This window comes from Azonexus sp. MM2026_4 (assembly GCF_055901855.1).
In genome coordinates this window covers 4450438-4473310 of sequence record NZ_CM148380.1, presented here as the reverse complement: position 1 = coordinate 4473310, position 22873 = coordinate 4450438, and the positions used below count along the sequence as shown (strand labels likewise).

Here is a 22873-nt window from a genome sequence, read left to right as displayed (position 1 = left end):
GCTCAGCCTTCGGGCAGCCCGGCGATGCCGGCGCAGACGCTGGCCAGTTCGACGGCCAGCGCGTCGATCGTCACCGCCTCGTCGCGCCGCAGGGCATCGCTGATCTCGCCGGCCAGGACATGCACGACCTGCAGCGACAAGCTGCCGGCGGCGCCCTTCAGCGCATGCGCCAGTTGCTGCGCCGCCTGGTTGTCGCCGGCGGCGAGCAGCGAGCGCAGGCGCGCCGCATCGTCGTGGTGACCGTCGGCGAACATGCGCAGCAGCTTGACCGCGCGCCCGGCCTGGCCACGCACGATGCGCAGCAGCGCGGCGGCGTCGAAGCCGGGCAGCGCGGCGAGGGCGCTTTCCGGGTCGGGCGGCGGCGCCGATTGCGGCGGGCGGCGCGGCAACCAGCGCAGCAGCGCGGCATAGAGGGCGTCGGGATCGACCGGCTTGGCGACGAAGTCGTTCATGCCGCACGCCAGGCAGGTCTTGCGGTCCTCGGCGAAGGCGTTGGCGGTCATCGCCAGGATCGGCAGCGCCCTGCCCTGCGGCAAGGCGCGGATGCGGCGGGTCGCTTCAAGGCCGTCCATCACCGGCATCTGCACGTCCATCAGGACCAGATCGAAGGACTCGCGCGTCACCAGCGCCAGGCCGACTTCACCGTTGGCCGCGGTTTCCACCGTCAGGCCGATGTCGCTGAGCAGCGTGCGCGCCACCTCCTGATTGACCGGGTTGTCCTCGCAGACGAGGATGCGGGCACCCTGGCAGTCGCGGATCAGGCTGCTTTCCGCCGATTCCCCGGCCAGTTGGGGGCGTGACGCCGGCGTGCCGCTGGCCGCCCGCAGGCTGACCGAGAACCAGAAGCGGCTGCCCGCCCCCGGCTCGCTGTCGCAACCGGCGGCACCGCCCATCAGTTCGGCCAGTTCGCGGGTGATCACCAGCCCGAGGCCGCTGCCGCCGTGCAGGCGGGTGGTCGAGCTGTCGGCCTGTTCGAAAGGGTTGAACAGGCGGGCCAAGGTTTCCCGGTCGATGCCGATACCGGTATCGCAGACTTCGAACAGCAGTCGCAGGCGGTCGCCATCGCGCGATTGCAGGCGGACGCGCAGCAGCACCGAACCGTGATCGGTGAATTTGATGGCGTTGCTCAGGTAATTGAGCAGCGCCTGCGACAGCCGGGTCGGATCGCCATGCACCAGCAGCGGCAAGTCCGGCGCGTCGAGATGCAACTGCAGGCCCTTGCTCTGGGCGCGTTCCTGGACCAGGGCAAGGGTCCGTTCGAGCAGCTCGGGCAGGTTGAAATCGGTCTGCGCCAGCGCCAGCTTGCCGGCTTCGATGCGCGACAGGTCGAGGATGTCGTTGATCACCGACAGCAGGTGGTCGGCGGAAGCCTTGATCATGCCCAGGTGCGATTTTTCGAGCTCGCCCTGCGACTGTCGGAGCAGACGGTGGGCGAGGCCGACGATGGCATTCATCGGCGTCCGGATCTCGTGGCTCATGTTGGCCAGGAAAGCCGATTTCGCCCGGCTGGCGACTTCCGCGCTGGCCTTCGCCGCCTCCAGCTCGGCGGTGCGCTGGCGCACCAGGTCTTCGAGATGGTGGCGGTGGCGGTCGAGTTCCTCGCCGATCCGCTTGCGTTCGGTGATGTCCTGCTTGACCGCCAGGTAATGGGTGATCCGGCCGTCGGGCTCGCGGATCGGCGAAATCACCGCGTATTCGTAGTAGATCTCGCCCTGCTGGTTGCGGTTGGTCAGTTGTCCTTCCCAGATTTCGCCGCGCAACAGGGTTTCCCACATCGCCTCGTACTGACTGGGCGGCGTCAGGCCGCTCTGCAGGACGCGCGGATTACGCCCCAGCAGTTCTTCGGCCGAGTAACCGCTGACCGCGACGAAGGCCTGGTTGACGTACTCGATGCGCGCCTTGAGATCGGTGATGACGACCGCTACCGGGCTCTGTTCGATCGCCTGCGACAGGCGGCGGACCAGCGCGCCGGCCTGCCGCCGTTCTTCGAGCATGGACAGCATCGCCGCCTCGCGCCGCGTGCTTTCGATGGCGATCGCCGCCAGCGTCGTCGCCGCCTCGACGTGGCGGCGGACGTTGCGGCTGATCGTCGGCCCCGGCGTCGGCCAGTAGATGGCGAAGGTGCCGAGCACGCGCCCGTCGGTGGCGAGGATGGGCGACGACCAGCAGGCCGCCATCCCGAAACTCTCGGCCAGGGTCTTGTAGTTCGACCACAGCGGATCGCCGGCGATGTCGGCGACGAAGACGTCCTTGCGCAGGAAGGCGGCGGTGCCGCAGGAACCGACCGCCGGCCCGATTTCCAGGCCATCGATCGCCGCCGCGTAAGCGGCCGGCAGGCTGGGCGCCGCCCCCGGCCGGAGACGGATGCCGTCCTCGTCGAGCAGCATCACGGCGCAATGCAGGCCGCTGCCGGCGGCCTCGATGCGCCGGCAGATGTTGGCCAGGACGTCGGGCAAGGGAGCGGCGATCGAGATCAGGTGCAGGATGGCATTGCCGAATTCGAGCAGGCGTTGCTGGAAACGCTGCTCGGTGAAGTCGATGAACGAGGCCAGGCAGTCGTCGCCGAGCATCGCCGCCGAGATGCCGACGGTACGCACCTGGCCGTCGCGGCAGGTGACGTCGCATTCGAGCTGGCGCAGTTCGCCGCCGCTCCTCACCGCGCGCAGGGTGGCCTGCCACTGGCGGTCGATCGCCGCGCGGTAGGCCGGGTCCGGGAAAGCGCGCTGCGCCCAGGCCAGGAGATCGGGGATTTCCGCCGCGGCGTAGCCGAAGAGCTGGTGGAAACGCCGATTGGTGAACACGATGCGCTGCCCGGCATCGATGTAGAACATCGGCAGAGGCGCATTTTCGAGCAGGCTGCGAAAGCGCGCCTCGCTGCGCTGCAGCTCGCTTTCGTGGCGTTTCTGGGCGTCGATGTCGATCGACACGCCGGCCGAGAACAGCGGCCTGCCCTCGCTGTCGCGCTCGATCACCTTGCCGCGCGAACTGAACCAGCGGACGCCGCCGCTGAGGTCGCGGGCGCGAAAATCGACGGCAAACTGGCCGTCCGGCCCGTGCAGCCCACCGCGAAACGCGGCGCTGACCCGTTCGCGGTCGGCCGGTTCGATCCGCTGCAAGGCCTCGTCGAAGGCTTCGAAAATGCTGTCGCGGGCAATCTGCAAGACGCTGTTGAGCGCCACGCTGCGCGTCAGCAGATCGCGCCGATGGTCGTATTCCCAGGTGCCGACGCCGGTCGCCTCGAGCACCATGTCGAGCTGGCCGGCCAGGCGGCTGCGCCCCTTCTCGGCGAGCACCGAGCCGAGGCGTTCGAGCAGGCGGTGCTGGCTGACGACGCCGATCAAGCGGCCGTCGCGCGCGCGCACCGCGAGGTGGCGCAATTGCTCGGCGTCCATGCGGCGCGCCGCCTCGGCCACCGAAACGTCCTCGTCGACGGCATGCAGCGGCGACGACATGACGTTGCCGGCGGTCAGCCGGTCGAGATCGCCCCAGACGGCGATCAGCCGCGGCAGGTCGCGCTCGGTGATGATGCCCTCGGCGTCGCCGTCGCGGCCGACCAGCACGTGGTCGAGGCGGCGCCCGGCCATCAGCTCGAGCACCGCCTGCATCGGGCATTCCGGCTCGACCATCGGTTCGGCGTGCTCGGTGATCGCCTTCAGGTCGCGGATCAGCTCGAACAGGTCCTGGTTGAGCTGGCGCCGGAAATCGCTCTCGCTGGCGATGCCGAACAGGCGCCCTTCGCCATCGACGACGACGAGATGGCGGATGCCGCGGCTGTTCATCAGCAACTGGGCGGCGGCGAAATCCATTTCCGGCCGCACGGTGACCAGCGGTGCGCTCATCACCTCGGCCACCGGCACCTCGCCGGACAAACCCTCGCGCAGCAGGCGCAGCAAATCCCATTCGGTGAGGATGCCGAGCGGCCGCCCGTCGGCGACGACGACCAGCGACGAGACGCGTTGTCCCGAGAAGCGCCCGATCGCCGCCGCCAGCGGCAGGTCGGGCGAAACGGTCAGCACCTCGGTACTGGCGATATCGCTCAGGCGTAGCGCGGAAACAGAAGTCATGGCGGCAGAAACCCCGACAAATCCCGATGGCACTTCCGCGACGGAAACGGCCACCGGGCCGGGCGCGAAGTGCGAAGCGGCATTCTAGCGCCAAGACGGCGACAACGCCGCCTTTCGTCATAGAATCGCCCGCGCCGACCTCAGTGCCGCCGCCACAGCGGCGCCAGGCCCAGCAAGCCGAGCAGCGGTCCGGGCAAGAGCAGCCAGGCGACGCCGGTACCCAGCGTATCGACCAGCGCCGTGCCGAGATGGATGGCCGGCAGGGTCACCGCGAAACCGATCGCCGTCTGGAAGGCAAGCGCGCTGCCGACCATCGGCGGCGGGCAGGCGCCCGCCGAAAGCGCCGAGAAATGCGGCGAATCGGCCACCACGCAGAAACCCCAGGCAAGAAGCAGAAGCAGGAGCAGCCAGGACGGCCCGCCGGCGAGCAACGGGAACACCGCGCAACAGGCGGCCGACCCGGCCAGCGCGGCGGCGGCGACGCGGGCGCTGCCGATGCGCCGGCTCCAGTAACCCCCCAGCACGCAGGCCAGCCCGCCGACCGCGACCACGGCGAAGGCCAGCCCGGACAAGGCGGCACTGCCGGCCGGCGCGACGCCGCTGGCGACCAGCAGCATCGGCACCAGCGTCCAGAACGCGTAAAGCTCCCACTGGTGACCGAAATAGCCGAAAGCGGAAGCCCGGAACTCGGCAATCGCGAAGGCTTCGACAACCCGCCCCCAGTGCAGCCGGGCGCCGCGCCGGGCGGCCGGCAGATGGGGCCCGTCGCCGAGGCGCACGATGAGCGCCGCGGCGAGCAAGGCCAGCAACGACGACGCGGCGACCGGCCACGGCCAGGCGAGTTCGCTGCCCAGGGAACGGATGCCGTGCGGCAATGCGCTGCCCAGAGTCAGCATGCCGACCAGCCAGGCCAGCGCGCTGCCCGAGCGCTCGGGCACCCAACTCACCACCAGCTTCATGCCCAGCGGATAGATGCCGGCCAGGCAGACGCCGACCAGGAAGCGCAGCGGCAAGCCGCTGCCGAGGCCGCTGGCGCCGGCCGCGAACAGCGCGTTGCCGAAGGCGCCGAGGACGGCGCTGACGGCGAAGATGCGGCTGGCGGGGTAGCGGTCGGCCAGTCCGCTGAGGGCGAAGACCAGCGTGCCGGCGATGAAGCCGAGCTGGACGGCGGCGGTCAAAGCACCGATGCCGCCGGCGCCGACGCCCCAGTCGCGCGCCAGATCGTCGGCCGCGCTGTTGGCGGAAAACCACAGCGAGGTGCCGAACAACTGGGCGAGCGCGATGACCGCCACCGGCCAGCGATGAAACATTGAGGAAATCATGGCCGCAAGCATAATCGAGATTCGCTGACCGGCCGTCGCTGCGGCGCGCCGCGAGCGGGCCGGCGCCAGCCCTCCAGGCCTCGCGAACGGCGTCCGGCGGCGTCCAGCCGTTGACGCTCCCGGCATCAAAGCCTTTGCCGGCCGCGGTCGCGGCGCGGTATAGTCCGCCGTTTTCCGTCACGCTCGCCCGAGCGCCGCCCGATGCCCCTGCCCGACCTCGACCCCGCCCGCTATGCCCAGCAACTGGCCACCAAGCTCGCCGCCTTCGCGGCCGATTTTGCGGCCTTCGAATTGCCGGCGCCCGAGGTGTTCGCATCGCAACCGCTGCATTACCGGCTGCGCGCCGAGTTCCGCGTCTGGCAGCACGAGGGGGGCTGGGACTACGCCATGTTCGACCCGGATAGTCCGCGCCAACCGGTGCTGATGACCGACTTTCCCGCCGCCGACGCGGCGATTTGCGCGCTGATGCCGCGCCTGCGCGAAAAAACCCTGGCCGACGCAGCGCTGCACCGCCGCCTCTATTCGGTCGAATTCCTCGCCACGCTGAGCGGCGACCTGCTGCTGACCCTGATCTACCACCGCCCGCTCGATGCCGACTGGGAAGCCGCCGCCCGCCGCCTGGCCGGCGAACTCGGCGTCGCCATCATCGGCCGCAGCAAGGGGCAGAAGCTGGTGCTCGAACGCGACTGGGTCGACGAAAGCTTCGAACTCGACGGCCGCCAGTTGCACTACCGGCAGTACGAAGGCAGCTTCAGCCAACCGAACGGCGGCGTGAACCGGCAGATGCTGAGTTGGGCGCGCGCCCAGTCCGCCGGCCTGGGCGGCGACCTGCTCGAGCTGTACTGCGGCAACGGCAATTTCACGGTCGCCCTGGCGCCGCTGTTCCGCCGCGTGCTCGCCACCGAAGTGAGCAAGACCTCGGTCAAGGCCGCGCTGCACAACCTGGAAAGCAACGCCATCGCCAACACGGCGGTCGTCCGCATGGCGAGCGAGGAGCTGAGCGCCGCGCTGGCCGGCCGCGAAAGCTTCCAGCGCCTGCGCGAGATCGACCTCGCCAGCCACGATTTCAGCACGTTGTTCGTCGATCCGCCGCGCAGCGGCCTCGACCCGGCGACGCTGGAAATCGCCGCCGGCTTCGCCAACATCCTCTACATCTCGTGCAATCCGCAGACCCTGCGCGACAACGTCGCCGCCTTGCAGGCGACGCACCGCATCGCCGCGGCGGCGGTCTTCGACCAGTTCCCCTACACCCACCACCTGGAGTGCGGGGTACTGCTGCAGCGCCGCTGAGCGGCCGCCTTCAGCGGAACCAGCCGGGGAGCAGCGAGGCCGTCGGCAGGAACAGCTTCTCGACGGCGGCGATGTAGCGCTTGCGGGTGCAGAAGACGACGACGTGGTCGCCGGCTTCGATCAGCGTGTCGTGGTGCGGAATGATCACCCGCTCGCCGCGCACCACGGCGGCAATGCTGGCGCCGTGGATTTCCGGCAGTTCCTCGATGCGCCGGCCGATCACCCGCGAGCTGCCGCGCTCGCCGCGCACCACCAGTTCGAGCGCTTCGGCGGCGCCGCGGCGCAGGCTGTGCACGCGCGCCACGTCGGCCTGGCGGACGTGCGTCAGCAGGCCACCGATCGATACCTGGGCCGGCGACAGGCCGATGTCGATCGGTCCGCCCTGCACCATGTCGGCGTAGGCCTCGCGGTTGATCAGGGCGAGCACCCGGCGGCAGCCCAGCCGCTTGGCCAGCGAGGCGGCCATGATGTTGTTCTCGTCGTCGTTGGTCAGCGCCAGGAACATGTCCATGCTGCCAATCTCCTCGCGCGCCAGCAGCGTCTCGTCGGTCGCCTCGCCGGTCAGCACCAGGGTCCGGTTGAGCCAGCCGGCAACCAGCGCGGCGCGCGCCGGCCGGCTTTCGATCAGCTTGACCTCGCAGCGCCCTTCCAGGCGCCCGGCGACGCGGGCGCCGACGTTGCCGGCACCGGCGATCATCACCTTGCGCACCGGTTTCTGCATGCGCCGCAATTCCTTGAGCACGGTCCGGATGTGGCCGGTGGCGGCGAGCAGAAAGACCTCGTCGCCGGCCTGGACGACGGTGTCGCCGTCGATGTTGAGCGCCCGCGTGTCGCGGAAGATCGCCGCGATCCGGGCGTCGACGCCGGACGGCAGGTGGCCGCGCATGGCGCGGATCGGTTTGCCGACCAGCAGGCCGCCCTCGTAGGCGCGCAGGCCGACCATGGTCAGGCGGCCTTCGGCGAACTCGACCACCTGCAGGGCTTCCGGGTATTCGACCAGCTTGCCGATGTAGTCGCTGATTTCCTGCTCCGGACAGAGCGCGAAATCGACCGCGAAGTTGTCGGTCGACAGCAGCACCGGGTCGAGGAAATCCGGCGAACGCAGGCGGGCGATCCGGGTCGGCACGCCGAAGCGGCTGTGCGCCAGCTTGCAGGCGACCAGGTTGGACTGGTCGGACTGGGTGACGGCGACGATCAGGTCGGCGGTTTCGACGCCGGCTTCGGCGAGCACCGAGGGAAAGGCGGCGTTGCCGGTGACCGTGCGCACGTCGAGGCGGTCGGCGAGCTGGCCGAGGGCCGCCGCGTCGAGATCGACCAGGGTGATGTCGTTGGCTTCCGAGACCAGCGCTTCGGCGAGACTGGCACCGACCTGGCCGGCACCGAGGATGAGGATGTTCATGCGGTTTTGCCTTGGTTCAACGTCGCCAGAAAGCCGGGGTGAGGACCACCAGCAGGGTGAAGATTTCCAGGCGGCCGAGCAGCATCGCGAAAATGCAGACCCAGGTCTGAAAATCCTCGAGCACGGCGAAAGTCGTTGACGGACCGACCTCGCCAAGGCCCGGCCCGGTATTGTTGACCGAAGCGACCACTGCCGTGAAGGCGGTGATCACGTCCAGCCCGGTGAACACCAGGACCAGGGTCAGCGAGACGATGCTGACCATGTACATGAAACCGAAGGCGAGCACCGCGAACAGGATGCCCTGCGGCGCCACCTGGCCGCCGATGCGCACGCTGTAGATGGCGTTGGGATGCAGGGCGCGGACGATTTCGCGGTAAACCTGCTTGTAGAGCAGCAAGGCGCGCGCCATCTTGATGCCGCCGCCGGTCGATCCGGCGCTGGTCGCAAAACTGCACAGGAACAGCATCCACAGCGGCGCAAACATCGGCCACTGGGCAAAGTCGACACTGGCATAGCCGGTGGTGGTGGCGATCGAGATGACGTTGAACGCCGAGTGCCGCAGCGCCTCGGCAAAGTCCGGATATACCTCGTTGGCACGCAGGAAGACAGCAATACCGAGTACCGAGACCAGGCAAACCCCGAGGAACCAGCCCGCTTCGGGATCGTTCACGTAAGGCTTGAGCGAGCCCCGGGTGACGGCGACGAACAGCGTGCCGAAATTCATGCCGGCGATCAGCATGAAGACAATCGCCACCGCCTCGATCGCCGGCGAGTTGAAATAGCCGTAACTCGCGTCGTGCGTCGAAAAACCGCCCAGCCCCATCGTCGAGAAGGCGTGACAGACGGCGTCGAACCAGTCCATGCCGGCCACCTTGTAGCCGAGCACGCACAGGATGGTGACCCCGACATAGACGACCCACAGCCCCTTGGCGGTGCTGGCGATGCGCGGCGTCATCTTGGCGTCCTTCATCGGCCCCGGCGTCTCGGCCTTGAACATCTGCCGGCCACCGATACCGAGCAAGGGCAGGATGGCGATCGCCAGCACGATCAAGCCCATGCCGCCGACCCAGACCAGCTGGTGGCGCCACAGGTTGATCGACTGCGGCAACTGGTCGAGACCGGAGAGCACGGTGGCACCAGTCGTGGTCAGGCCGGACATCGCCTCGAAATAGGCGTCGGTGTGGCTGATCCCCAGTTGCAGCATCAACGGCAACGCGGCGAAGGCCGGCAGCACGGTCCACACCAGGACGACCATCAGGAAGCCGTCGCGCACGTTCATTTCGCGCTTGACGTTGCGGTAGCGGTACCAGAGGAAGGTGCCGCACAGCAGGGTCAGGGCGAACACCTCGTCGTAGACGGTCTGGGCGCCGTCTTCGACGACATAGGAGTAAATCAGCGGCAGCAGCATGGTCAACGCAAAAAGCATGATGACCATGCCCAGCGCGCGCAGGACAGGAGCGTAACGGGTCATGAAACGGAACCGGGCTGGAAGCGGTAACCGACGCCGGTTTCGGTCAGGAAATGGCGGGGCTGGGTGGGGTCGTCCTCGAGCTTCTGACGCAGGTGGCCGACATAAACGCGCAGGTAATGACTGCTCTCGACATAAGTCGGCCCCCAGATCTCGGCCAGCAGCTTGCGCTGGGTCAGCACCTGGCCGGGGTGGGCGAGCATCATCGCCAGCAGGCGGAACTCGATCGGCGTCAGGCGGACCGGCTCGCCGCACCGGGTGACCAGGCGCCGGGCGAGATCGACAACGACCTCGCCGAAGGCGACCACCGGCGACGCCTCGCTGCCGCTGCGGGCGCGCCGGCGCAGCAGCGCGCGCACCCGGGCGCGCAGCTCGCCGACGCCGAAGGGCTTGGTCAGGTAATCGTCGGCACCGGCGTCGAGGGCGTCGATCTTGTGCCGCTCCTCGGTGCGCGCCGAGAGGATCAGCACCGGCCCGTCCGACCAGCCGCGATAGGCGCGGATGAAGTCGATGCCGTCGCCGTCGGGCAGGCCGAGGTCGAGCAACACGAGGGCGATGCCGCCGGCACCGGCAAGCGCCAGTCCTTCGTCCAGGCGGCCGGCCTCGAGCACCGTGCAGCCCTCGGCGGCCAGCGCCAGGCGCAGGAACTGGCGGATCTGCGCCTCGTCCTCGACAATCAGCACGCTCGGCTTGTCGCTCACAGGACCTCCGCTTCGATCACCGGCGGTTCGCCGCGCGGCAGCGAGACGACGACGCGGGCCCCGCCCTGCGCCGGATTCTCGATGCGCAGCCGGCCACCGTGGGCATCGACGATGGCGCGGCAGATCGCCAGGCCGAGCCCGGCCCCCGGCGTCGTCGATTCGCCCTCGCCGCGCACGAACATCTCGCAGACCCGGCCGCTGACCGGCTCTGGGAAACCCGGCCCCTGGTCGCTCACCGACAGCTCGACGCAATCGCCGGCGAGCGCCGCGGCGATCCGGATATCGCCGTCGGCCGGCGAATACTTGGCGGCGTTTTCCAGCAGGTTGCACAGCACCCGCTCGATCAGCACGGCGTCGAAGCGCAGCAGCGGCAGCTCGCGCGGCAGGTCGACGCGCAGCCGGTGGCGACCGAGCGCGTCGCCGAGCAGCTTCAGGCTGCTGCCGACGACTTCCTCGAGCGGCTGCCATTCCTGGCGCAAGGTCACCGAGCCGGCGTTGAGCCGGGCCATTTCGAGCAGGTTGGCGACCAGGCCGGCCAGGCGCCCGGCCTGGTCGCGCAGCGTGCGCGCGCTGTCCAGCGCCGGCCCGGGCAGGCCGGGCGCCGCCAGGATGATGGCGTCGGCCAGGCCGACCAGCACCGTCAGCGGCGTCCGCAAGTCGTGCGACAGCGCCGACAGGATCGAGCTGCGCAGGCGTTCGGTCGCCGTCTCCAGTTCGCTGCGCTGGGCGACCTCGACGTAATGCAGGCGTTCGACGGCGATCGCGACCAGCGAAGCGAGGCCGTCGAGCGCCGCCAGTTCGGCCTCGTCCGGCGGATTGCCGGGGTGCACGGCGAGTACCCCGCGCACCCGCATCGGCGCCTTCAGCGGCAGGTAGATGACGGCGCCGTCGATCTGCCGGGCACCGCCGCCATGCACGGCGGCGGCCCGGGCGGTGGAGAGCCAGTCGGCATCGGCGACGATCGCCGCCGCCGTGTCGCCGAGCAGCAGCCGGCAACGGCCGGCGAACTCGGCGGCGACGAAACGTTCGAGGATTTCGCGCACCTGCTGCTCATTGAGCGCCCCGGCCAGTTGCCGGGCGATCTCGTAGAGCGCCCGCGTCCGCCGTTCGCGGCGGCCGGCATCGGCGGCCTGCTCCTGCAGCGTCGCCGCCAGGTGGCCGGTGATCAGCGCGGTGGCCAGCATGACGGCGAAGGTGATCAGGTATTGCAGATCGCTGACCGCCAGCGAGAAATGCGGCGGCACGAAGAAGAGGTCGAACAGCAGGACGCCGAGCACCGCCGCCAGCACCGCCGGATTGCGCCCGAGGGCGACGGCGACGACGAGCACGGTGAGCAGAAACAGCATGACGACGTTGGCCGGGTCGAGCCAGCCGCGCCAGGGCGCCGCGGCCAGCGCGACGACCGTACAGGCGAGCGCGCTCAGCGCCATTTTCTGGCGCGGCGACAGGCGTTCGGTAAAGCTGCTGCGGATCGGCATCGACGATTCTTGCGGCGGGAATTTCTGACAAGAGCCGCATTCTGGCGATTTGCGTGTAAAAAAGTCGTAAACAATTCCCCAGTTATCCTGAATATTTCCCGAGACCGTCGGTTAGACTCGGGGTCATGGCCCTGCTCCTGATCGTTTTGCTTCCCTTCATCGGCAGTCTGTGCGCAGCATTTCTCCCCACCAACGCCCGCAACGCCGAGGCCTGGCTGGCCGGAATCGTCGCGCTGACGGTCACCCTCCTGACCGCCGCCCAGTACCCTCAACTGGTCGCCGATGGCGTCCTGCGCCTGACGATTCCGTGGTCGGCGACGCTCGGCATCGATTTCCAGTTGCGCATGGACGGTTTCGCCTGGCTGTTCGCCATGCTCATCGCGCTGATCGGCACGCTGGTCGTCATCTACGCCCGCTACTACATGTCGCCGGCCGACCCGGTGCCGCGCTTCTTCTCCTTCTTCCTCGCCTTCATGGGCACCATGATGGGCGTCGTGCTCTCCGGCAACCTGCTGCAGATGGCGATGTTCTGGGAGCTGACCAGCCTCGCCTCGTTCATGCTGATCGCCTACTGGCACCACCGCAGCGACGCCCGCAGCGGCGCCCGGATGGCGCTGACGGTGACCGGCGCCGGCGGCCTGGCGATGCTCGGCGGCGTCCTGCTGATCGGCCACATCGTCGGCAGCTACGATCTCGACGCGGTGCTCGCCGCCGCCGAAACGATCAAGGCGCACGCCTGGTACCCGACGATCGTCGGCCTGATCGCCATCGGCGCGCTGTCGAAAAGCGCCCAGTTCCCCTTCCATTTCTGGCTGCCGCACGCGATGGCGGCACCGACGCCGGTGTCGGCCTATCTGCACTCGGCGACCATGGTCAAAGCCGGCGTCTTCCTGCTCGCCCGGCTGTGGCCGGTGCTCGCCGGCAGCGAGCTGTGGTTCTGGCTGATCGGCGGCGCCGGTTTGATCACCCTGCTGGTCGGCGGCTACCTGGCGCTGTTCCAGAGCGACCTGAAGGGCGTGCTCGCCTACTCGACGATCAGCCACCTCGGCCTGATCACTCTGCTGCTCGGCATGAACAGCGAGCTGGCGCTGGTCGCCGCGGTCTTCCACATGGTCAACCACGCGACCTTCAAGGCCTCGCTGTTCATGGCCGCCGGCATCGTCAACCACGAGACCGGCACCCGCGACATCAACCGCCTCTCCGGCCTCTACCGGGCGATGCCGATCACCGCCACGCTGGCCATGGTGGCCGCCGCGGCGATGGCCGGCGTGCCGCTGCTCAACGGCTTCCTGTCGAAGGAGATGTTCTTCGCCGAGACCGTCTTCCTGGCACGCCCCGACTGGCAGCGCCTGCTGCTGCCGGTGGCGGCGACGCTGGCCGGCATGCTCGGCGTCGCCTACTCGCTGCGCTTCGTCCATCGCGTTTTCTTCGGCGCCCCGGCCAGCGACCTGCCGCACCAGCCGCACGAACCGACGCGCTGGATGCTGCTGCCGAGCGCGCTGCTGGTCGCCGCCTGCCTGCTCGTCGGCATGCTGCCCGAGCAGACCGTCGGTCCCTACCTACGCACCGCCACCGCCGCGCTGCTCGGCGCCAACGCGCCGTCCTACAGTCTGGCCGTCTGGCACGGCCTCAACCTGCCGCTGCTGATGAGCCTGGTCGCGCTGTGCGGCGGACTCCTGATCTACCTGCCGCTGCGCGAGCGGCGCCGCGAACGGATTCCGCTGCTCGAACGGATCGACGGCAAGCGTGCCTTCAGCGCGCTGCTTTCGGCAACCACCGATCTTTCCGCCGGCGCCCTCGGCTTCCTGACCTCGCCCCGCCTGCAGGTGCAGATGTTGATGATCTTCCTGGTCGCGCTTATCGGCGCCCTGCTGCCCTTCGTCGATGGCCCGTTGCGCCTAGGTGAGCGCCTGCCGGCGGCGATCGACCCGGCCTTCGCACTGCTGTGGACGGTCGGCACCTGCTGCGCCGTCGCCGCCGCCTGGCAGGCCAAGCTGCACCGGCTGGCGGCGCTGATCCTGGCTGGCGGCGCCGGCCTGGCGACGAGCCTGACCTTCGTCTGGTTCTCGGCGCCCGACCTGGCGCTGACCCAGCTCGCCGTCGAGGTCGTCACCGCCGTGCTGATCCTCCTCGGCTTGCGCTGGCTGCCGCGCCGCGACCAGCGCTTCCGCGCCGGCCAGCCGGCATCGGTGCGCAGCCGCCTGCGTCGCCTGCGCGACCTGATCATCGCCAGCGCCGGCGGCGCCGGCATCGCCGCGCTGACCTACGCGATCCTGACGCGGCCGCCGGTGGACGGCATCGCCCCCTTCTTCGTCGAGCAGTCGCTGCCGCAGGGCGGCGGGCTCAACGTGGTCAACGTCATCCTGGTCGATTTCCGCGGCTTCGACACCTTCGGCGAAATCACCGTGGTCGCCATCGTCGCGCTCACCGTCTTTGCGCTGCTGCGCCGCTTCCGGCCGGCGCCGGAGAGCGTCGCCCTGCCCGCCCAGCAGCTCGAGCAGGCCGCCGGGAAAAACGGCGCCGAGGCCCGCCCCGACCCCGGGGCGGCGCTGCCGGCCGGCTACCTGATGCTGCCGGCGGTGCTGGTCCGCCTGCTCCTGCCGATGGCCATGCTGATCTCGCTGTTCTTCCTGCTGCGCGGCCACAACGCGCCCGGCGGCGGCTTCGTCGGCGGCCTCGTCTTCGCCACCGCGATCATCCTCCAGTACATCGTCGGCGGTACGCAATGGGTCGAATCGCGGCTGCGCATCCACCCGCTCTACTGGATCGCCGTCGGCCTGCTCTGCGCCGCCGCGGCCGGCATCGTCGCTGGCCTGGCCGGCGAACCCTTCCTCGCCAGCCAGGCCTGGCACGCCAGCCTGCCGCTGCTCGGCGAGATCCATTTGTCGACGGTGCTGCTCTTCGACCTCGGCGTCTACCTGCTGGTGGTCGGCGCCACCGTGCTGATGCTGGTCGCCATCGCCCACCAATCGCTGCGCAGCCACCCACGCAAGACAGCTGGCGAAGGAGGCCACTGAGATGGAAGCGATCTTCGCCCTCGCCGTCGGCATCATGGCCGGCGCCGGCATCTACCTGATCCTGCGCCCGCGCACCTTCCAGGTGATCATCGGCCTGTCGCTGCTGGCCTACGCCGTCAACCTCTTCATCTTCGCCATGGGCCGCCTGCGCCACGGCGCGCCGCCGGTGATCGACCCGCGCCTCGGCAGCGACCCGGCGCTCTATGCCGATCCGCTGCCGCAGGCGCTGGTGCTGACGGCGATCGTCATCGGCTTCGCGACGACGGCGTTGTTCCTGGTCGTGCTGCTCGCCTCGCGCGGCCTCAACGGCACCGACCACGTCAACGGCCGGGAACCGGAGGACGAATGAGCGACTGGCTGCAACACCTGCCCATCCTGCCGATCCTGCTGCCGATGCTGACCGGCACCCTGCTGCTGCTGTCGAGCGACAGCCGGCACGCGCCGCGCATCGCGCTGTCGCTGCTCGCCGTGTTGCTCCAACTGGCGGTGGCGCTGGCCCTGCTCGCCCAGGCCGACGGCCGGCTGGCCAGTAGCTGGCCGAGCCCGGTCGGCGTCTATGCGCTGGGCGGCTGGGCGGCGCCCTTCGGCATCGTCCTCGTCGTCGACCGGCTGGCGGCGGCGATGCTGCTGCTCACGGCAACCCTCGGCCTGGCCGCGCTGGTCTATTCGATCGCCCGCTGGGAGAAGGCCGGCGTCCATTACCTGCCGCTCTTCCAGTTCCTGCTGATGGGGCTCAACGGCACCTTCCTGACCGGCGACCTGTTCAACCTCTTCGTCTTCTTCGAGGTCATGCTCGCCGCCTCCTACGGGCTGGCGCTGCACGGTTCGGGCGCGCCGCGGGTGCGCGCCGGGCTGCACTATGTCGCGGTCAACCTGCTCGCCTCGCTGTTTTTCCTGATCGCCGCGGCGCTGATCTACGGCGTCACCGGCACCCTCAACCTGGCCGAGCTGCCGCAGCGCGTCGCCGCGCTGAACATCGGCGACCGCCAGTTGTTCGACGTCGCCGCGGCGATCCTCGGCGTCGTCTTCCTGGTCAAGGCCGGCGCCTGGCCGCTCAACTTCTGGCTGCCTGCCGCCTACGGCAACGCCGTGCCGCCGGTCGGCGCGATCTTCGCGATCCTGACCAAGGTCGGCGTCTATGCGCTGCTGCGCATCGGCGTCCTGCTCCAGGAAAGCGGTGTCGCCCCGGCGCCTTTCGGCGGCACCTGGCTGTTCTACTGCGGGCTGGTGACGATGGCGATCGGCACCCTCGGCGTGCTCGCCGCGCAGAAGCTCGACCGCCTGGCCGCCTTCCTCGTCATCGTTTCCTCGGGCACGCTGCTCACCGCCTTCGGCTTCACCGGCACCTTGCTCACCGGCCCGGCGATCTACTACCTGATCAGCTCGGTACTCGGCAGCGGCGCCTTCTTCATGCTGGTCGAGATGGCCGAACGCAACCGCCAGCAGGGCGCCGACCTGCTGGCAATCAGTTTCGAGGCCTTCGGCATGGAACAGCGCCACGATTCCGAGCACCCCGACGAAATGGTCGGCGTCGCGATTCCCGCGGCGATGGCCTTCCTCGGCCTGTCCTTCGTTTCCTGCGTGCTGCTGCTCACCGGCCTGCCGCCGTTCTCCGGCTTCGTCGGCAAGTTCGCCCTGCTTGGCGCCTCGCTCGCCTCGCTGCCGCATGCGCCGCTGCTGCACGTCGGGCTGTTCATCGTCGGCCTGCTGCTGTCCGGGCTGGCCGGCCTGATCGCGCTGACGCGCCTGGGCATCCGGGTGTTCTGGGACATGCAGCGGCCGGCGCCGCACCTGCAGTGGCTGGAAGCCGGCCCGGTCGGCGCCCTGCTCCTCGTCTGCCTGTGGCTGGCGCTGCTGCCGGAAGCGGCGATGGCCTATTGCGCCGCCGCCTCGCAATCGCTCTACGACATCAGCGCCTACATCCACCCGGTGGTGCCGCTGCCGGAGGCCGCGCCATGAGCCGCCGCCCGCTGCTCGAAATCCTGCTGCTGGCGATGTGGCTGCTGCTCAACGAGTCGCTGGCCGTACACCACTGGCTGCTCGGTACCGCCTTCGCCGTCGGCGTCGCCGCGCTGGCGCGCGCGCTGCGCCCGCAGATCGCCCGTCCGCGCCGGCTGGGAGTGGCGCTGCGCCTGGCCGGGCAGGTGCTGGGCGACGTCGTCCGCTCCAACCTGACGGTCGGGCGGATCATCCTCGGCCGGCTGCGCCAGCAACCAAAAATTGGCTTTCTGCAAGTTCCGCTTGAGCTGCGCGACCCGCATGGCTTGGCGATGCTGGCGGTGATCGTCACGGCAACGCCGGGCACGGTCTGGGCCGGCCACGACCCGGCCAGCAACGTGCTGACCCTGCACGTGCTCGACCTGCAGGACGAAGCGGCCTGGCGGCAGACCATCAAGCAACGCTACGAACGCCCCCTGATGGAGATCTTCGAATGAACGCCGTGCTCGACTGGGCGGTCCATTTCGCCCTCGCCTGCCTTGCCGCCGCGATGCTCTGCGCGCTGCTCCGCCTGCTGCGCGGACCGTCGGCGCAGGACCGCATCCTCGCCCTCGACACGCTGTACATCAACGGCATGCTGACCATCCTGGTACTCGGCATCGGGCTCGGCTCGGCGATCTACTTCGACATCGCGCTGCTGGTCGCGCTGTTCGGCTTCGTCGGCTCGACGGCGATGGCCAAGTTCCTGTTGCGCGGCGAGGTGATCGAGCCATGAACGGCGCCGAGCTTTCGCCCTGGATCGCCCTGCCGGCCGCCGCGCTGCTGGTCGCCGGCGGCCTGCTGGCGCTGGTCGGCGCGCTTGGTTTGTTGCGCCTCAAGCATTTCTACGCCCGCATCCATGCGCCGACCCTGGGCAACACACTGGGCGCCGGCTGCGTGCTGCTGGCGTCGATGCTGACCTCGTCGGCGGTGGCCGGCCGACCGGTGATCCACGAGTTGCTGATCACCGTCTTCCTGCTGCTCACCTCACCGGTGACGACGATGCTGCTGATGCGTGCCGCCATTTTCCGCAGCGAAAGCGGCCGCGACCGCCAAGGAGAAACGCCATGAAACGCCTGCTCGCCGCCACCGACCTGTCGGCCCCATCGCGCCACGCGGTGGACCGCGCCTATCGCCTGGCCGGCGAACTCGGCTGCCCGCTGACGCTGGCGCACGCCGTCGCCCCCGGCATGTTCGACGGCCTGCAGGCGCTGCTCGGCGTCGATGCGCCGGCGCTCGACCAGTCGCTGACCGCCGACGTCGCCGCCCGCCTCGCCGCGCTCAACGCCGATCCGCAACGCGCCCACGGCGTCCGTGCCGATTGCGCCGTCCTCGCCGGGCGGCCGATCGACGCCATCGCCCGCCATGCCGACGAGACCGCCGCCGGCCTGCTGATCCTCGGCGCCCGCGGCGAAGGTTTCCTGCGCCAGCTGACGCTCGGCTCGACGGCCTCGCGCCTGCTGCGCAAGACGCGCCATCCGGTGCTGGTAGTCAAGCAGCCGCCGCACGAAAGCTACCGCCGGGTGCTGGTCGCCATCGACTTCTCGCCAGCGGCACTGGCGGCGCTGCGGCTGGCGCGCCAGCTCGCGCCGGGGGCGGCGCTGACGCTGCTGCACGCGGTCGAGATCCCGTTCGAAGGCAAGATGCACTACGCCAGCGTCGATCCCGGAATCATCCAGCAATACCGCATCCAGGCCCAGCTCGCCGGCATGCAGAAGCTGCGCGAACTGGCCCGCGCCGAGGCGCTGCCCGAGGCCGAAACCCGTCTGCTGGCGCTGCACGGCGACGCCCCGCGCGTGATCATCGAACAGGAACAGGAGCAGGACTGCGACCTGATCGTCGTCGGCAAGCGCGGCCTGCACTTCGTCGAGGAACTGCTGCTCGGCAGCACGACGACGCATGTCCTGACCGAAGCCCAGGGCGACGTGCTGGTGGCGGTCGGCGATTGATATTCAAAAAACGTATAACAAGATGCGCTCATGTTCTTAATTGAATATTAGGCGCTTGCTACAATGCGCTCCATTCGACAATCCCTGCGGATTACCCAGCAATGACCCAACGCAAGACACTCTCCCATCTCGACTGGCTCGAAGCCGAAGCCATCCACATCATGCGCGAAGTGGCCGGCCAGTGTTCCAACCCGGTGCTGCTCTTCTCCGGCGGCAAGGACTCGATCTGCATGCTGCGCATCGCCGAGAAGGCCTTCCGCCCCGGCAAGTTCCCCTTCCCGCTGATGCACATCGACACCGGCCACAACTACCAGGAAGTGGTCGCCTTCCGCGACAAGCGCGCCGCCGAACTGGGCGAGCGCCTGATCGTCCGCTCCGTCGAAGACTCGATGAAGCGCGGCACGGTCGTCCTGAAGCACGAAGGCGAATCGCGCAACAAGCACCAGTCGGTGACGCTGCTCGAAGCCATCGAGGAATTCGGCTTCGACGCCTGCATCGGCGGCGCCCGCCGCGACGAGGAAAAGGCCCGCGCCAAGGAACGCATCTTTTCCTTCCGCGACGAGTTCGGCCAGTGGGACCCGAAGAACCAGCGCCCGGAACTGTGGAGCCTCTACAACGCCCGCAGCCACAAGGGCGAGAACATCCGCGCCTTCCCGATCTCGAACTGGACGGAAATGGACGTCTGGCAATACATCGAGCGCGAAAAGCTGGAACTGCCGAGCATTTATTTCGCCCACACCCGCCCGGTGGTCATCCGCCAGGGCGCCATCGTACCGGTCAATGTGCCGCTGGTTTCCGGCGAGCTGACCAACCTGCCGAAGGCCGGCGAGCAGATCATCGACAAGCTGGTGCGCTTCCGCACCGTCGGCGACATCTCCTGCACGGCGCCGGTCGAGTCGGACGCCGACACCGTCGAGAAGATCGTCGTCGAAACCGCCACCACCACCATCACCGAGCGCGGCGCCACGCGTCTGGACGACCAGACCAGCGAAGCCTCCATGGAACAACGCAAGAAAGAGGGTTACTTCTGATGACCGCCCAAGTTGAAGACCACGGCCTGCTGCGCTTTTTGACCTGCGGCAGCGTCAACGACGGCAAGAGCACCCTGATCGGGCGCCTGCTGTTCGACACCAAGACCATCCTCGCCGACACCCTGAACGCTATCGAGAAGACCTCGCAGAAGCGCGGCCTCGGCGCGGTCAACCTGTCGCTGCTCACCGACGGCCTGCAGGCCGAGCGCGAGCAAGGCATCACCATCGACGTCGCCTACCGCTATTTCAGCACCGGGACGCGCAAGTACATCATCGCCGACGCACCGGGCCACGAGCAGTACACCCGCAACATGGTCACCGCCGCGTCGACCGCCAACCTCGCCATCATCCTCATCGATGCGCGCAAGGGCGTGCTGACGCAGACCCGCCGCCATTCCAAGCTGGCGTCGCTGGTCGGCATCCCGCACCTGGTCGTCGCCATCAACAAGATGGACCTAGTCGATTATTCGCAGGAAACCTACGAGAAGATCAAGGCCGATTACCTGGCGTTCGCCGCCAAGGTTGGCATCGCCGACGTGCGCTTCATCCCGCTCTCGGCGCTGAACGGCGACATGATCGTCGAGCGCGGCGAGCAGCTCGGCTGGTACGACGGCCCGACCCTGATGGAAATCCTCGAAGCCGTACCGGCAGCGCACACCGAGCACGACGAGCCCTTCCGCTTCCCGGTCCAGTACGTCTGCCGCCCGCAGGACTCCGCCAACCCCGAGCTGCACGACTACCGCGGCTTCATGGGTCGCGTCGAATCCGGCAGCATCAAGGTCGGCGACGCCGTCACCGTGCTGCCCAACGGCCTCGAATCCACCGTCAAGGCCGTGCAGATCAGCGGCGTGGACATCGGCGAAGGCGTCACCGAGCAATCCGTGACCATCCTGCTAGCCGACGAAATCGACTGCTCGCGCGGCGACATGATCGTCAAAACTGCCGAAGCCCCGGCCGCCGTCAAGGAAATCGCCGCCACCGTCTGCTGGCTGGCGGAGGCGCCGCTCGATCGCGCCCGCACCTACCTGATCCGCCACACGACGCGCGACTCCAAGGCCAAGCTGACCGGCATCGACCACCGCCTCGACGTGAACACCCTGGAAAACCTGCCCGCCGACAAGCTGGCGATGAACGACATCGCCGAAGTGACTTTCAAGCTGGCGCAACCGCTGTTCGTCGATCCCTACACCGAGAATCGAGGCACCGGCGCCTTCATCGTCATCGACGAGAGCAACAACAATACGGTCGGGGCGGGGATGATCCTGTAAGGAAGCTTCCAAAGCCAGTCCGAAAAGTCAAACGCCTCCTTCACGGAGGCGTTTGACTTTATTCTCAAAAAAGCACATTACGCAGCCGAGTCTATTCGGCTTCTCTGCATTCATTAGCGCCACTGACACAAAAGAACACAGAAAATCTGTTTAATAACAAAAACTTAAAAATTTTATTCTGCATTTATTCTGCAAAAACCGTCTTTTTATTCTGCACATTCACCAGCCCTTTACCAAGCGCCATTCCGGTGCCTTACGCGAACCTGTATTGACGATTTTTCCCGCTCGACGCAGGTTAGTCAGCAAATTGCCGATCTTGTTGAGCTTTTGAGCCTCATCCAAGCCCTCGCTCAACTTGCTCAGCAAGAGATCATTGACTTCTTCTCTCGTCGCTTTGCCGAATCTCTCAAGATAATCCGTCAGCAACTTGGCGTAGAAAACATCATCCTGCGCTCTCGTCCTGATGTAAGTCGCCTTTTCAGCAGTGACTCCAGCCACCAGCGCCGAAACATGCAGATTCGGCTTGCGCCCCTCGACCAAGCCGGCCCGGCGTAGATGATCGACCATCGGCTGATCCAGTGGCAGGCGTTTCTGCACCCGGTCCAGCGCCAGAATGTCGGCCAGCGGCAGATCGGTTTTCTGCATCAGCACCCGACTGTAAGCCGGATCGACGACCCGGCCATGCACCGTCATCTTCACCACGCCGGCATCGCTCAGGTCGTAATCCGGCATCGGAAAATAGCGCCGCGCCTGGCCCAGGTGCATTTCGTGGATGCCGTAACCCATGGTGTCGATCATGTTCAGCTCCGCCATCGCCTGCGCCAGATACGGATTGCGATAACGGTGCGGCGTCTTGTTGCCGCTGATGTAATCGGCCGGCTGCCCCTCGAAAAAGCTGCCCTCGTTCTCGAAAATCAGCCGGTCCGGCTGTTCGACAACGACGATCCGCCCATTACGCCGGTAATCCTGATGCGCGATGCAGTTATGCAAGGCTTCCAGCACCACCTTCTGGTCATACTTGGCCACCTCGACGGCGAGCAAGGCATCGTCGGGCAGAATGCGCACCTTGGTATTGCGCACCTTCTGGTACAGCGCCGTGGTATTCAACAGGAAAGGCGGACCAAAATGCTCGTAGTCGCGCTCAACGCCTTCCAGCTTCCAGGTCAGTTGGGCTGGATGCGGCAGCAGCAGATACGCCGACTCGCGCTTGCCCAGCAACAGCAAGGCCGCCCGGGTGACCCTGCCATCCTGCGTCAGGCGGGCACGATCGAGAAAGCTTGTCAGCGGCCAGGCTATCACCTCGTCGGCAGCAAAACGATTGGCGTATTTGCGGGCAAAGGAGGAGCGTGCAATCGCCAGCGCTTCGCTATCCAGATGCTCGACGCTCGCCCCCGCCACCACCTGTGCCGACCAGTCTTCCGCCAGGGTCTGCTGGCGAATCTCGTCGAGCTTGTCCAGCCCGAGCGGAATCAGGCTTTCCCCGGCCCGCGCGTAGTAATGCCCTTTCCAGGCAATCGGCATGCCACAGGGTGCGGCGGGAATCTCGAACAACACCACCCGGCCGCCGGCATGCTGCAACACATGGATATCGCGAAAGGTCACGCTCGGCTCGGCACTCTGCGCCACCTGCATCTTCAGACCTTGCAGCCGCTCCGGCTCCGGCCGGTAGGCCGAACCGACCACCGCCCGCGTCTGGTTATCGACCCCGAACACCAGCCAGGCCCGCTCCAGCCCGCGCAGATTCGCCTCGTTGGCCAAGGCCGAGAAATACTCGCCGATCCGGTCGGTATCGTAATCCTTGGCCGCACGCTTGAACTCGACGACTTCATTTTCCCAGGTCGCGATCAGTCCTTCCAGCACCGTCCCCAAAGCAATGGCTTTCATCGCTGACTTCCTTCACGCATCCTGA

Annotated in this window: 17 protein-coding genes; 10 read left to right on the top strand and 7 right to left on the bottom strand. The window is 67.9% G+C overall.

Annotated elements, in window-relative coordinates; translation table 11 throughout:
- Positions 1 to 2: 2 nt before the first annotated feature.
- Positions 3 to 4064, bottom strand: coding sequence for a CBS domain-containing protein (locus AC0KWY_RS21075; protein WP_474027452.1), 4062 nt, complete (start codon positions 4062 to 4064; stop codon positions 3 to 5).
- Between the two features lie 140 nt (positions 4065 to 4204).
- Entirely contained in the window at positions 4205 to 5374 is a 1170-nt protein-coding gene (locus AC0KWY_RS21070) for an MFS transporter (RefSeq protein WP_474027451.1), read from the bottom strand.
- A 213-nt stretch (positions 5375 to 5587) separates the two neighbouring features.
- On the opposite strand from AC0KWY_RS21070, the gene trmA reads away from it, so the two are divergent.
- Positions 5588 to 6676: a tRNA (uridine(54)-C5)-methyltransferase TrmA gene (trmA, locus tag AC0KWY_RS21065; RefSeq protein ID WP_474027450.1), complete on the top strand. Its 1089-nt coding sequence runs from the start codon at positions 5588 to 5590 to the stop codon at positions 6674 to 6676.
- A gap of 10 nt (positions 6677 to 6686) precedes the next feature.
- Here trmA and trkA read toward each other — a convergent pair whose 3' ends face one another.
- Genes trkA through AC0KWY_RS21045 form a run of 4 tightly spaced genes read right to left on the bottom strand, consistent with a single transcriptional unit; the run spans position 6687 to position 11722 of the window.
- A complete protein-coding gene (gene trkA / locus AC0KWY_RS21060; protein ID WP_474027449.1) occupies positions 6687 to 8075 on the bottom strand; it encodes a Trk system potassium transporter TrkA in 1389 nt (462 codons plus the stop codon).
- A 16-nt stretch (positions 8076 to 8091) separates the two neighbouring features.
- Positions 8092 to 9546, bottom strand: a complete 1455-nt coding sequence (locus AC0KWY_RS21055; RefSeq protein ID WP_474027448.1) for a TrkH family potassium uptake protein — start codon at positions 9544 to 9546, stop codon at positions 8092 to 8094.
- Entirely contained in the window at positions 9543 to 10244 is a 702-nt protein-coding gene (locus AC0KWY_RS21050) for a response regulator (RefSeq protein WP_474027447.1), read from the bottom strand. Before AC0KWY_RS21050 ends, AC0KWY_RS21055 begins: the two co-directional genes overlap by 4 nt.
- Positions 10241 to 11722, bottom strand: coding sequence for a DUF4118 domain-containing protein (locus tag AC0KWY_RS21045; RefSeq protein ID WP_474027446.1), 1482 nt, complete (start codon positions 11720 to 11722; stop codon positions 10241 to 10243). Before AC0KWY_RS21045 ends, AC0KWY_RS21050 begins: the two co-directional genes overlap by 4 nt.
- Positions 11723 to 11847: 125 nt before the next feature.
- Here AC0KWY_RS21045 and AC0KWY_RS21040 point away from each other — a divergent pair, with 125 nt between their 5' ends.
- From AC0KWY_RS21040 to AC0KWY_RS21000, 9 genes are all read left to right on the top strand, one after another.
- Entirely contained in the window at positions 11848 to 14739 is a 2892-nt protein-coding gene (locus AC0KWY_RS21040) for a monovalent cation/H+ antiporter subunit A (protein ID WP_474027445.1), read from the top strand.
- Position 14740: 1 nt separating this feature from the next.
- Positions 14741 to 15088, top strand: a complete 348-nt coding sequence (locus AC0KWY_RS21035; protein ID WP_474027444.1) for a Na+/H+ antiporter subunit C — start codon at positions 14741 to 14743, stop codon at positions 15086 to 15088.
- Positions 15085 to 16698 (top strand): monovalent cation/H+ antiporter subunit D, encoded by a 1614-nt coding sequence (locus AC0KWY_RS21030; RefSeq protein ID WP_474027443.1) that lies wholly within the window; start codon positions 15085 to 15087, stop codon positions 16696 to 16698. The genes AC0KWY_RS21035 and AC0KWY_RS21030 overlap by 4 nt, the downstream gene beginning before the upstream one ends.
- On the top strand, positions 16695 to 17174 hold the full coding sequence (locus AC0KWY_RS21025; RefSeq protein WP_474027442.1) for a Na+/H+ antiporter subunit E: 480 nt from the start codon (positions 16695 to 16697) through the stop codon (positions 17172 to 17174). The genes AC0KWY_RS21030 and AC0KWY_RS21025 overlap by 4 nt, the downstream gene beginning before the upstream one ends.
- Positions 17171 to 17452, top strand: a complete 282-nt coding sequence (locus AC0KWY_RS21020) for a K+/H+ antiporter subunit F (protein ID WP_474027441.1) — start codon at positions 17171 to 17173, stop codon at positions 17450 to 17452. The genes AC0KWY_RS21025 and AC0KWY_RS21020 overlap by 4 nt, the downstream gene beginning before the upstream one ends.
- Positions 17449 to 17787, top strand: a complete 339-nt coding sequence (gene mnhG / locus AC0KWY_RS21015; RefSeq protein WP_474027440.1) for a monovalent cation/H(+) antiporter subunit G — start codon at positions 17449 to 17451, stop codon at positions 17785 to 17787. Before AC0KWY_RS21020 ends, mnhG begins: the two co-directional genes overlap by 4 nt.
- On the top strand, positions 17784 to 18665 hold the full coding sequence (locus AC0KWY_RS21010) for a universal stress protein (RefSeq protein WP_474027439.1): 882 nt from the start codon (positions 17784 to 17786) through the stop codon (positions 18663 to 18665). The genes mnhG and AC0KWY_RS21010 overlap by 4 nt, the downstream gene beginning before the upstream one ends.
- Positions 18666 to 18766: 101 nt before the next feature.
- Entirely contained in the window at positions 18767 to 19696 is a 930-nt protein-coding gene (gene cysD, locus AC0KWY_RS21005) for a sulfate adenylyltransferase subunit CysD (RefSeq protein ID WP_474027438.1), read from the top strand.
- Positions 19696 to 20964, top strand: a complete 1269-nt coding sequence (locus AC0KWY_RS21000; protein ID WP_474027437.1) for a sulfate adenylyltransferase subunit 1 — start codon at positions 19696 to 19698, stop codon at positions 20962 to 20964. Before cysD ends, AC0KWY_RS21000 begins: the two co-directional genes overlap by 1 nt.
- 219 nt (positions 20965 to 21183) lie before the next feature.
- Here AC0KWY_RS21000 and AC0KWY_RS20995 read toward each other — a convergent pair whose 3' ends face one another.
- Complete coding sequence (locus AC0KWY_RS20995; protein ID WP_474027436.1) at positions 21184 to 22848, bottom strand: RNA-binding domain-containing protein; 1665 nt, start codon at positions 22846 to 22848, stop codon at positions 21184 to 21186.
- Positions 22849 to 22873 lie beyond the last annotated feature (25 nt).